The 11874-nt window shown below is 69.6% G+C and carries 8 protein-coding genes; 6 read left to right on the top strand and 2 right to left on the bottom strand.

Annotation, left to right across the window (positions count from 1 at the left end; translation table 11 throughout):
• Nucleotides 1–36: 36 nt before the first annotated feature.
• Nucleotides 37–1425: an FAD-binding oxidoreductase gene (locus ACFVKT_RS28425; RefSeq protein ID WP_385736531.1), complete on the bottom strand. Its 1389-nt coding sequence runs from the start codon at nt 1423–1425 to the stop codon at nt 37–39.
• An 89-nt stretch (nt 1426–1514) separates the two neighbouring features.
• Nucleotides 1515–3317, bottom strand: coding sequence for a glycoside hydrolase family 15 protein (locus ACFVKT_RS28420; protein WP_385736623.1), 1803 nt, complete (start codon nt 3315–3317; stop codon nt 1515–1517).
• 463 nt (nt 3318–3780) lie between these two features.
• Between ACFVKT_RS28420 and ACFVKT_RS28415 the strand changes: the two genes are divergently transcribed.
• The 6 genes from ACFVKT_RS28415 (at nt 3781) to ACFVKT_RS28390 (ending at nt 11858) form a co-directional block, all read left to right on the top strand.
• Nucleotides 3781–5457 (top strand): CTP synthase, encoded by a 1677-nt coding sequence (locus ACFVKT_RS28415; RefSeq protein ID WP_385736528.1) that lies wholly within the window; start codon nt 3781–3783, stop codon nt 5455–5457.
• A gap of 125 nt (nt 5458–5582) precedes the next feature.
• Nucleotides 5583–6209, top strand: a complete 627-nt coding sequence (locus ACFVKT_RS28410; protein ID WP_385736525.1) for an NUDIX domain-containing protein — start codon at nt 5583–5585, stop codon at nt 6207–6209.
• Nucleotides 6210–6426: 217 nt separating this feature from the next.
• On the top strand, nt 6427–8508 hold the full coding sequence (locus tag ACFVKT_RS28405; protein ID WP_385736522.1) for a tetratricopeptide repeat protein: 2082 nt from the start codon (nt 6427–6429) through the stop codon (nt 8506–8508).
• 172 nt (nt 8509–8680) lie between these two features.
• The gene (ald, locus tag ACFVKT_RS28400; RefSeq protein ID WP_385736620.1) at nt 8681–9796 is read left to right on the top strand and encodes an alanine dehydrogenase; all 1116 of its coding nucleotides are present in this window, start codon (nt 8681–8683) and stop codon (nt 9794–9796) included.
• 389 nt (nt 9797–10185) lie between these two features.
• Nucleotides 10186–11313: a ParA family protein gene (locus tag ACFVKT_RS28395; RefSeq protein ID WP_383682862.1), complete on the top strand. Its 1128-nt coding sequence runs from the start codon at nt 10186–10188 to the stop codon at nt 11311–11313.
• On the top strand, nt 11298–11858 hold the full coding sequence (locus ACFVKT_RS28390; protein WP_385736519.1) for a hypothetical protein: 561 nt from the start codon (nt 11298–11300) through the stop codon (nt 11856–11858). The genes ACFVKT_RS28395 and ACFVKT_RS28390 overlap by 16 nt, the downstream gene beginning before the upstream one ends.
• Nucleotides 11859–11874 lie beyond the last annotated feature (16 nt).

Below are 11874 nucleotides of genomic sequence, written 5' to 3'. Positions count from 1 at the left end.
CTCCGGCCCCTGACGCGCGTCGCCTTCGAGGAGCGCTCAGCCGGGCACCGGCGCGATGTTGTGGTTGAAGCGGAAGACGTTGTCGGGGTCGTACTCCGCCTTCACCGCGGCCAGCCGGCGGGTGTTCTCGGCGCCGAGGCCGGCCACCACCCGGTCCCCGCCCTCGTCGCCGATGAAGTTGAGATAGACCGCTCCGGTGCTCCATGGCTGGACCGCGGCGCGGACGCTCTTGACCCAGCGGACGCAGTTCTCGTCGTCGGCCGGGTCCTCCCACATGCCGAAGGGGTGCACGGCCCACGGGGCGTCCCGGTAGGGCACCGGGAACTCGGAAGGGCCTGTGGCGATCGCGCCGCCCTGGGGGAACAGGACGTGCTGGGTGCCCGTGGGCACCGGCATGGTGTTCCCGAGGGCGCAGAAGACGTCCACGAGTTCGTCGGGCAGGCCCGTCAGGTACTCGGCGGACCAGTGGTTCCGCATGCCGGGCGGGTCGTCGAGCATGCACTGGAAGTCGGCGTAGGGGACGGCGGTGACGATCTCGGCCTCGTGCGGCAGGGCGAGGAGCGGCTGGGCGAGTTTGCGCAGGCCCTCCTCGCCGCCCGCGTACGTCAGGAGCGCGCCGCACAGTCGCTTGCCGACCAGATGCTCGGGGAGGAACTCCTCGGGCGGGCCGGTCATGTAGATGACGCCGCCGCTCGCCTCCGGCGGTCCCGTCGTGATGATCTCGCGATAGAGGCGGACCACCTCGGGGCCGTTCTCCGGCAGGTAGAACAGCATGGCGACGGAGAACTCGGGCAGCTCGTGCAGTCTCAGGGTCAGCGCGGTGGCGACACCGAAGTTCCCGCCGCCGCCGTGCAGGGCCCAGAACAGCTCAGGGTTCTCCTCGGCGGTGGCCCGGACCGTACTGCCGTCCGCGGTCACCAGCTCGGCGCCGAGCAGATTGTCGATGGCCAGGCCGAACCGCCGGTCCAGCCAGCCGCTGCCGCCGCCCAGCACGAAGCCGCCGACGCCGGTCGTCGAGACCCGGCCGCCGGTGGTCGCAAGGCCGTAGGGCTGGGTGGCGCGGTCGAGATGGCTCATGAGGGCGCCGCCCTGGATCCGTACCGACTGCGAACCGGGATGGACCGTCACGTCGTGCATCGGGCGCAGGTCGACGACCAGACCACCGTCGTTCAGAGCCATGCCGGACACGCTGTGACCACCGCCGCGCACCGCGATCGGCAGGTCCAGTTCGCGGCCGAACCGCACGGAACGGACGACATCGGCTTCGTTCGCGCACTGCGCGATCACCGCCGGACGCCGGTCGATCATCCCGTTATGCACCGACCGGGCCTCGTCGTAACCCGGGTCGTCCGGCGCGAGCACCTCACCGGCCAGATCCGCGCGGAGCGCGGCCAGAGCCGCGCCCGCCTTGGAGAGGGGAGCCATGGCAGCCGCCCCTTTCAACAGGGGAAACAGGACTGCTTCTCAGCCTAGGCGGGCACGACGGATCCAGCGCGTTCAGGAGAGTTGGCCGGTCAGCCGCCGTACGCGCCCGAAGCGGTCAGCCGTAGGGCCGTGTCGATGAGCGGAACGTGACTGAACGCCTGCGGGAAGTTGCCGACCTGGCGCTTGAGCCTCGGGTCCCACTCCTCGGCGAGGAGGCCCAGGTCGTTGCGGAGGGCGAGGAGCCGCTCGAAGAGCTTGCGGGCCTCGTCGACCCGCCCGATCATCGCGAGGTCGTCCGCCATCCAGAACGAGCAGGCGAGGAAGGCACCTTCGTCGCCCTCCAGACCGTCCACGCCCGCGTCCTCGCCGCTGGTCGGGTAGCGCAGGATGAAACCGTCCGAGGTCGACAGCTCGCGCTGGATGGCCTCGATGGTGCCGATCACACGCTTGTCGTCCGGCGGCAGGAAGCCCATCTGCGGGATGAGGAGCAGCGAGGCGTCCAGTTCCTTGGAGCCGTACGACTGCGTGAACGTGTTGCGCTCCTTGTCGTAGCCCTTCTCGCACACGTCCCGGTGGATGTCGTCGCGCAGTTCGCGCCACTTCTCCAGCGGGCCGTCCGCGTCACCGGACTCGATGAGCTTGATCGTGCGGTCGACCGCGACCCAGGCCATCACCTTGGAGTGCACGAAGTGGCGGCGCGGGCCGCGGACTTCCCAGATGCCCTCGTCCGGCTGGTCCCAGTGGTCCTCCAGGTAGCGGATCAGCTTGAGCTGGAGGAGCGAGGCATAGTCGTTGCGGGACAGGCCCGTCATGTGGGCGAGGTGCAGGGCTTCGGTGACCTCGCCGTAGACGTCGAGCTGGAGCTGGTGGGCGGCGCCGTTCCCGACGCGTACGGGGGTCGAACCCTCGTATCCGGGCAGCCAGTCGAGCTCCGCCTCGCCCAACTCCCGTTCGCCCGCGATGCCGTACATGATCTGCAGGTTCTCGGGGTCGCCGGCGACCGCGCGCAGCAGCCATTCGCGCCAGGCGCGGGCCTCTTCGCGGTAGCCGGTGCGCAGCAGTGAGGACAGCGTGATGGCCGCATCACGCAGCCAGGTATAGCGGTAGTCCCAGTTGCGTACGCCGCCGATCTCCTCCGGGAGCGAGGTCGTGGGCGCGGCGACGATGCCGCCCGTGGGCGCGTACGTCAGGGCCTTGAGCGTGATCAGGGAACGGACGACGGCCTCGCGGTAGGGGCCGTGGTACGTGCACTGGTCGACCCAGTCGCGCCAGAACTCCTCGGTGGCCTCCAGCGACTGCTCCGGCTCGGGCAGCGCCGGCGGCGCCTTGTGCGAGGGCTCCCACGAGATGGTGAACGCGATCCGGTCACCGGGCGCCACCGTGAAGTCGGCGTACGTCGTCAGCGCCTTGCCGTAGGTCTCGCAGGCGGTGTCGAACCACACCGAGTCGGGACCGGCGACGGCGACCGTCCGTCCCTCGTGCTTGTGCACCCAGGGCACGACACGGCCGTAGCTGAAACGCATCCGCAGCGCGGAGCGCATCGGGACCCGGCCCGTGACGCCCTCCACGATCCGGATCAGCTGCGGCGCGCCGTCGCGAGGGGGCATGAAATCGGTCACTCGGACCGTGCCGCGTGGGGTGTCCCACTCGGATTCCAGGATCAGCGAGTCGCCGCGGTAGGTGCGCCGCGCCGCTGTCGGCGGCGGGGCGTCGGCCGCGTGCGCCGGGCCGAGCCGCCAGAATCCGTGTTCCTCCGTGCCGAGCAGTCCTGCGAAGACGGCGTGGGAGTCGAAGCGGGGCAGGCACAGCCAGTCGACTGTGCCGTCCCTGCAGACCAGCGCGGCTGTCTGCATGTCTCCGATGAGTGCGTAGTCCTCGATGCGCCCGGCCACGTGCAACTCCAGTCGAACGGCTACCTCGCCCCCTGCGGGGCGGTCGCTCTTTGCGGTCAAGGGAACGTTGGTAATGCGTCGCTACGAAACGTCAATTAGTCGGTGCGATTGTCGTTGCGAAACGAACTGACGAGCTCACGTGTTCCGGGATACGGACGGGGATGGCGCCGTGTGTCGGCCGGGCTCGGCAGCGAGTGTCCGAGCAGGATACGACGCACCTGGAAGATCCGCGTGCCGCTCCAGGTAACCCGGCTCGGCCGATCGAGTGAGTGACGTGTGGGGCGCGTGGCGACGTGTGTGCGGAGCGTGGCCGGAAGCGGCCTCTCCGCGTCGCTGATACCCTGGTAGCCCGTGGACCGGTGGGAGAAAAACCCCCGAACCGCAGCGACGGCACCTCCGGAGATCTTCGGACACCACGCCGGTACGCACCCCAGACCGCGACCACGGGAGCCCCGTTTTGGCCATGACGCCCGCTGCTTTTCGAAACAACGCAGCCACGACGACAAAGCACATCTTCGTCACCGGGGGTGTCGCCTCCTCCCTCGGCAAGGGCCTCACGGCCTCCAGTCTGGGTATGTTGCTCAAGGCGCGGGGACTGCGGGTCACGATGCAGAAGCTCGACCCGTACCTGAACGTCGACCCGGGCACCATGAACCCGTTCCAGCACGGTGAGGTGTTCGTCACCAACGACGGCGCCGAGACCGACCTGGACATCGGCCACTACGAGCGCTTCCTCGACGTGGACCTGGACGGCTCGGCCAACGTCACCACCGGCCAGGTGTACTCGACCGTCATCGCCAAGGAGCGGCGCGGCGAGTACCTGGGCGACACCGTGCAGGTCATCCCGCACATCACCAACGAGATCAAGCACCGCATCCGCCGCATGGCCACCGACGACGTCGACGTGGTCATCACGGAGGTCGGCGGCACGGTCGGCGACATCGAGTCGCTGCCCTTCCTGGAGACGGTCCGTCAGGTCCGTCACGAGGTCGGCCGCGACAATGTGTTCGTCGTCCACATCTCGCTCCTCCCGTACATCGGCCCCTCCGGGGAGCTGAAGACGAAGCCGACCCAGCACTCGGTTGCGGCGCTGCGCAACATCGGTATCCAGCCGGACGCGATCGTGCTCCGCGCGGACCGCGAGGTGCCCACCGCCATCAAGCGCAAGATCTCGCTGATGTGCGATGTCGACGAGGCGGCCGTGGTCGCGTGCATCGACGCCAAGTCGATCTACGACATCCCGAAGGTCCTGCACACCGAGGGCCTGGACGCGTACGTCGTCCGCAAGCTGGACCTGGCCTTCCGTGACGTGGACTGGACGGCCTGGGACGACCTGCTGGACCGTGTCCACAGCCCGCTCCACGAGATCAAGCTGGCGCTGGTCGGCAAGTACATCGACCTGCCCGACGCCTACCTCTCGGTCACCGAGGCGCTGCGCGCCGGCGGTTTCGCGAACAAGGCCCGTGTGTCGATCAAGTGGGTCACCTCGGACGACTGCAAGACCCCGGCGGGCGCGGCCAAGCAGCTCGGCGACGTCGACGCGATCTGTATCCCCGGCGGCTTCGGCGACCGCGGTGTGTCCGGCAAGGTCGGCGCCATCCAGTACGCCCGTGAGAACAAGATCCCGCTGCTCGGCCTCTGTCTCGGCCTGCAGTGCATCGTGATCGAGGCCGCGCGCAACCTGGCCGACATCGCCGACGCCAACTCCACCGAGTTCGACTCAGGCACCGCCCACCCGGTCATCTCCACGATGGCCGAGCAGCTCGACATCGTGGCGGGCGACGGCGACATGGGCGGCACCATGCGGCTGGGCATGTACCCGGCCAAGCTCGCCGAGGGCTCCATCGCGCGCGAGGTGTACGACGGCAAGGAGTACGTCGAGGAGCGCCACCGGCACCGCTACGAGGTGAACAACGCCTACCGCGCCGAGCTGGAGAAGAAGGCCGGTCTGCAGTTCTCCGGAACCTCGCCGGACGGCAAGCTCGTCGAGTACGTCGAGTACCCGCGCGACATCCACCCGTACCTGGTCGCGACCCAGGCGCACCCCGAGCTGCGCTCCCGCCCGACCCGCCCGCACCCGCTCTTCGCGGGCCTGATCAAGGCCGCGGTGGGACGCAAGACAGGCAAGACAGCCAAGTAACACAAGGGTTGTACGGTGGCCGGGGTGTGTGCCTTTCGAGGGGTGCACCCCGTTTTCCGTTGCGGGTACCGGTAACGGTTCCTGTGCGGGGCCGGTCTCTTTTTGCACGTGTGGGAGGACAGGGCATGACCATCAAGGACACCGCCGAGGAGTGGGAGATCAGGGCGAGCGAGATCCCCTTCGTCGGCAACAAGACCTCGGTCCGTACGGACGACGTGGTCATGCCCGACGGATCGGTCGCCCGCCGCGACTACCAGGTCCATCCCGGCTCCGTGGCGATCCTCGCCCTCGACGACCAGGGCCGGGTCCTGGTGCTGCGCCAGTACCGCCACCCCGTTCGCCACAAGCTCTGGGAGATCCCGGCCGGACTGCTCGACATCCCCGGCGAGAACCCCCTGCACGCCGCCCAGCGCGAGCTCTACGAAGAAGCGCACATCAAGGCCGAGAACTGGCGCGTCCTCACCGACCTCTACCCCACGCCCGGCGGCTGCGACGAGGCCGTCCGCATCTTCCTGGCCCGGGACCTCTCCGAGGCCGAGGGAGACCGCTTCGAGGTCGAGGACGAGGAGGCCGACATGGAGCTGGCCCGGATCCCCGTCCAGGAGCTCGTACGAGGCGTGCTCGCCGGAGAACTGCACAACAACTGCCTCGCCACCGGCGTGCTTTCGCTGGTCGCCGCGCAGCACGGCGACGGCCTCGACGCACTGCGCCCGGCGGAGGCGCCGTGGCCGGCGCGCCCCTTCGAGGTCTGAGGTCATCTTCTCCGGGGTCCCTACGCCCGCCCGTCCGGCGTCATGACGTCCGCCTGACACCCGTCTGACGCAGACAGTCCTACGATCGCCTGATCCGATCGGGGGATGTACCCGCCGCGCTCCGCACGGATCGTCGCAGAGCGTGAACTAGGCTCTGAAAACGCCCCGTCCGGAGTCCCGGCGGGTTTGCGCGCGCAGTGGGACGGGAGCGTGGCCCGTGACGGATCAGGCGGTGGACAACGACGGCGCGAAGGTGTCGGCAGAGGGGCAGTGCCCGGCTGCCGAGTCCGCTCCCACGGAGAGTCAGTTCCTCGGTCGTACAAGAGAGTTGAAGGAACTCCGGGCCGACATCGAGCGTGCGGGACTCGACACCCTCTCGGGCCGCAAGGCGCCACGCGCGCGCGTGCTGCTCATCGCGGGCAAGCCCGGCTCGGGCCGCACCGCGCTCGCCGAGGAACTCGCGGAGCAGGTCGCCGAGAGTTACCCCGACGGCGTGCTGCGCGCCAGGCTCACCGAACCCGACGGCACTCCGGTGCCCACCGAGCGCACCGCACGGGAGCTGCTCACCGCCCTGGAGCGGCCCACGCCGCCAGGCGCGGACGCCGACGACCTCGCCGAGGCGCTGCGCGAGGCACTCGCCGTCCGCCGCGTCCTGCTCGTGCTCGACGACGCGGCCGACGCCGCACAGGTCGACGCGCTGCTGCCGGACACGCCGGACTGCCTGGTCGTCGCCGTGTCCGGCGGGCCGCTGACCGGCATCGCGGACGTCCGCCCCTGCACCCTGGGCGGCCTGGACACCACGTCCGCACTCGAACTGCTCGGCCGCTTCACCGGCGCCGTGCGCATCACCGTCGACCCGTTCTCCGCCGAGAACCTGGTCGAGCTGTGCGCCGGCCAGCCCGCCGCCCTGGTGCTCGCCGGCGGCTGGCTCGCGGCCCGCCCCCAGTCGGCCGTCGCCGACCTCGCCAAGCACCTGCGCGCCGAGGGCGAGGAGGGCTCGCCGCTGTCCCGCATGTTCCGGCTCACCTACGCCTCGCTGCCCAGCGCCGCCGCGCGGATACTGCGACTGCTCTCGCTCGCCCCTGCCGGTCTGGTCGACCCGCACACCGCGTCCGCGCTCGCCGGCTGCTCGGTGAACGCCGCCCGCACCACCCTGGACGACTTCACCCGCCTCGGCCTCCTGCGGTCCGTACGGTCGCCGCTGCCGCAGTACGAGGTGCCCGGCTGCCTGCAGCCCCTCCTGAGCGCCCTCACCGAGGCCCATGACCGCCCCGCCGAGCTCCAGCTGGCCCGCGCCCGGATGCTGGAGCGGACCGTACGGCTGCTCGTGTCCTGCCGCGCCATCACCGAGACCGACAGCTCGCCCGCCCGCGAGAAGCTCGCCGGGATGCCCCGCGCCCTGCGCTTCCCGAACCCCCGGGCCGCCGCCGACTGGCTGCGCATCCGGCAGCCCGCGCTGCTCGCCTCGGCCCGGCTGGCGGTCGCCGACGGCGAGCTGGACACGCTGGCCCGCCGCCTCATGGCCGCGCTGGTACGGGCGATGGTCGCGCACATCGGTACGCAGGCCGCCGCGCCCGAGCTGTACGGCATCCACCGGCTCGTCCTGGATGTCGCCGAGCGCCGGAAACTGCCCCGCGAGATGGCCGCGGCCCTGCTGAACCTCGCGGATCTGGACGCCCAGACCGGCCGTACGCCCGAGGCGCTGGCCCGCTACCGGGCCGCGCTCGACGCCGGACGCGAGGCGAACGACCTGTATGCGACCGGCCGCGCGATGGAATCCGTAGGCGGCGCCCACCAGGAGCTCGGGGACTACGACCGGGCCGCCGACTGGTACGGGCGGGCGCTCGCCGAGCGGCTCGCGCGCGACGAGCGCGTGGACGCCGCCCGGCTGTACGGCCGTATCGCCACCGCGCACACCTACGCGGGCCGTTACGGCGAGGCGCTGCGCAACTGGCGGGCAGCGGTCACCGGACACCGCAAGAACGGCGATGTGGCCGCCCAGGCAAGGGCGTTGAGCGAGCTGGCACGGGTCCAGGAGTACGCCGGGCGGCCCGAGGAGTCGCTGCGCACCTGCCAGGAGGCGTCCGAGTGGGCGCGCCGCGCGGACGACGTACGGCTGCAGGCCGCGCTGCAGCTCCGGCTGGCCGACACCCTGGACCGGCTCGGCGACCCGGCGGCGGCTCGGCTGCACCGGGGTGCGGCCGAGCGAATGCTGGGTGATGAGCTCCCGGAGAGCGCATCAACGAAGGAACAAGACGCTAACGCCTGCGAAATCCGTAGTACATCCGAAGAAGATTGATGTATTGAAAGGCTAGACAGAGGGAATCCCTTCATTAGACTGGCTCCGCCGCGTTCTTTCGTGGTGTCTCCCGGTGTGCTCCCATGCGTCGGGTATGACATGCAATGCCCGGGCTCGTATCGCCTCGGCATGCACAGCCCAAGAACCCTCTGAGCCAAGGACCGTGATCGACGTGTTGGTCGGCATCCCCCGCGAGGTCAAGAACAACGAGTTCCGGGTGGCCATCACCCCCGCCGGCGTGCACGAGCTGGTGCGCCACGGCCACCAGGTCGTCATCGAGCAGAACGCCGGTCTCGGCTCCTCGATCACGGACGACGAGTTCGTCGCCGCCGGTGCGCGGATCCTCGCCACCGCCGACGAGGTCTGGGCCACCGCCGACCTGCTGCTCAAGGTCAAGGAGCCCATCGCGGAGGAGTACCACCGCCTCCGCAAGGACCAGACGCTCTTCACGTACCTGCACCTGGCCGCTTCCAAGGCGTGCACGGACGCGCTCGTCGAGTCCGGTACCACGGCGATCGCCTACGAGACCGTCGAGCTGCCCGGTCGCGCCCTGCCGCTGCTCGCCCCGATGTCGGAGGTCGCGGGCCGGCTGGCCCCGCAGGTCGGCGCCTACCACCTGATGCGCTCGGTCGGCGGTCGCGGTGTGCTCCCCGGTGGCGTCCCCGGTACGCAGCCCGCGCGGGCCGTCGTCATCGGCGGCGGTGTCTCCGGCTGGAACGCCACACAGATCGCCGTCGGCATGGGCTTCCACGTCACGCTGCTCGACCGCGACATCAACAAGCTGCGCGAGGCGGACAAGGTCTTCGGCACCAAGGTCCGGGCGATCATGTCCAACTCGTTCGAGCTGGAGAAGGCCGTCCTGGACGCCGACCTCGTCATCGGTGCCGTGCTCATCCCGGGTGCCAAGGCGCCCAAGCTCGTCACCAACGAACTTGTTTCGCGGATGAAGCCGGGAAGTGTTCTTGTCGACATTGCGATCGACCAGGGTGGCTGCTTCGAGGACTCGCGTCCGACCACCCACGCCGAGCCGACCTTCCCGGTCCACAACTCGGTCTTCTACTGCGTGGCCAACATGCCCGGCGCCGTGCCGAACACGTCGACCTACGCGCTCACCAACGCCACGCTTCCGTACATCGTGGAGCTCGCGAACCGCGGCTGGGTCGAGGCGCTGCGCCGTGACGCGGCACTCGCCAAGGGGCTCAACACCCATGACGGCAAGGTGGTTTACCGCGAGGTCGCCGAGGCGCACGGCCTCGAGCACATCGAGCTGGAGTCCTTGCTCGGCTAAGTCATCAACGGGTAAAAAGGCGATACGTCAACATGGGTCGTCAACACCGCACAACCGGCCGGACCTTGCCCGAGAAGGTCCGGCCGGGTGTGTGTCGAGTCACTTTGTGACACTCGTTCAACTCGCCACGAAGGTAACTCTTTAGCCGATTCGTACACCGGTGAAACCTGCCGTGCGACGGCCTTACGCCCTTGACAGAGGGGTGTTCGGTTGCCGACACATCAGGTCGGGTCCGGCGGATTGTGTTGCTGCGGACCGGTGACACGCCATAGAGTCGCCAACCGTCGGCATGGTGCCACGCTGACCTATCGAGAAGTTTCCTGGTCACCAAGGAGGTAAGACGACTTGTGAATGAGTCGACATTTACTCCCGGGGGTGGTCAACCAGGAATGCCGACGCGGGGCCAGGGCCCCACGGGGCTCGAGGCTGTCGGCTCCGTCGCTGTCCGCACCTTCGCAGCCCAGAAGAGTCCCCGGATGACTCAGACAGCACACCCGAGCATGGATGGCCATCACGTGAACGCCATGGCCGGCAACGGAAGTGGCGAGAACCGCACCCACTTCGCCGACTACGACGAACTGCCCGAGGGGCACTTCTACGACCCCGACGCCGAGTACGAGCCGGATCCCGAGTACGCGGCCACGCTCGCGCCCGACGCGGCCCGTCAGCGCCGTGAGCGCGTGGGTCCGACCGGACGTCCGCTGCCGTACTTCCCGATCCCGGGCCCGCTGACCGACCACGGACCCGCGACGATCATCGCGATGTGCAACCAGAAGGGCGGCGTGGGCAAGACCACGTCGACCATCAACCTGGGTGCCGCACTCGCGGAGTACGGACGCCGGGTCCTGCTCGTCGACTTCGACCCGCAGGGCGCTCTCTCGGTCGGCCTCGGTGTCAACCCGATGGAGCTCGACCTCACGGTCTACAACCTGCTCATGGAGCGGGGCATGGCGGCCGACGAGGTGCTCCTGAAGACCGCGGTCCCGAACATGGACCTGCTGCCCAGCAACATCGACCTGTCCGCCGCCGAGGTGCAGCTGGTGAGCGAGGTCGCGCGGGAGTCCACGCTCCAGCGCGCCCTGAAGCCGCTGATGGCCGACTACGACTACATCGTGATCGACTGCCAGCCCTCGCTCGGACTGCTCACGGTCAACGCCCTGACGGCGGCCCACAAGGTGATCGTGCCCCTGGAGTGCGAGTTCTTCGCACTGCGCGGTGTCGCGCTGCTCACTGAGACCATCGAGAAGGTCCAGGAGCGGCTCAACCCCGAGCTGGAGCTCGACGGCATCCTCGCCACGATGTACGACTCCCGCACGGTGCACAGCCGTGAGGTGCTCGCGCGCGTGGTCGAGGCGTTCGACGATCACGTCTACCACACGGTCATCGGGCGCACGGTGCGCTTCCCGGAGACCACCGTCGCCGGCGAGCCGATCACCACGTACGCCTCCAACTCCGTCGGTGCCGCCGCTTATCGTCAGCTCGCCAGGGAGGTGCTCGCCCGGTGTCACGCCGAGTGAGTCTGCCGGGGGCCGACGAACTGTTCCGTACCACCGGGGGAATGGCGCTCCAGTCCTCCACGCCCTCACGCCGGACCAACGGCGAGGCCCGGGTACCGGGTCCCGCGGGTGAGAGCGACTCGGCGGCTGCCGGGGAGGACGCGCCACAGTCGGTGCCCGTCCAGGGCGGCGACGGCGAGGGCGACGAACACGTCGCCGCCGACTCCGGCGCGGGGGGCTCCCGCAGCCGGGGTGCCGCTCAGGAGCGCTCCGGAGCAGGTCAGGCGGCGCAGGAAGGTTCTGCCGCCGGGCAGTCCCGCAAGCGCCGGGGCCAGGGGCAGGGGCGCCGGCCCAGCGGGCGTGAGCGGCACGACGAAAAGATCACCGTGTACGTGTCGGCCGAGGAGCTCATCGACCTCGAGCACGCCCGCCTTGTGCTCCGCGGTGAGCACGGTCTCGCCGTCGACCGCGGGCGGATCGTCCGCGAGGCGGTCGCCGTCGTGCTCGCCGATCTCGAATCCCGTGGGGACGCGAGCATTCTCGTACGACGGCTTCGTGGGCGCTAGGAGGTAGCCTGCGAGC

Source organism: Streptomyces sp. NPDC127595 (assembly GCF_042671685.1).
Taxonomy (GTDB): Bacteria; Actinomycetota; Actinomycetes; order Streptomycetales; family Streptomycetaceae; genus Streptomyces.
Note: the sequence above shows the minus strand (reverse complement) of the source record. Positions and strands in the feature narration are given on the sequence as shown.

What these genes read in the sequence shown, in the direction of transcription:
- ACFVKT_RS28415 (WP_385736528.1), top strand. Translation starts at nt 3,781, where the DNA reads ATGACGCCCGCTGCTTTTCGAAACAACGCAGCCACGACGACAAAGCAC.
- ACFVKT_RS28395 (WP_383682862.1), top strand. Translation starts at nt 10,186, where the DNA reads ATGCCGACGCGGGGCCAGGGCCCCACGGGGCTCGAGGCTGTCGGCTCC.
- ACFVKT_RS28410 (WP_385736525.1), top strand. Translation starts at nt 5,583, where the DNA reads ATGACCATCAAGGACACCGCCGAGGAGTGGGAGATCAGGGCGAGCGAG.
- ACFVKT_RS28425 (WP_385736531.1), bottom strand. Translation starts at nt 1,425, where the DNA reads ATGGCTCCCCTCTCCAAGGCGGGCGCGGCTCTGGCCGCGCTCCGCGCG.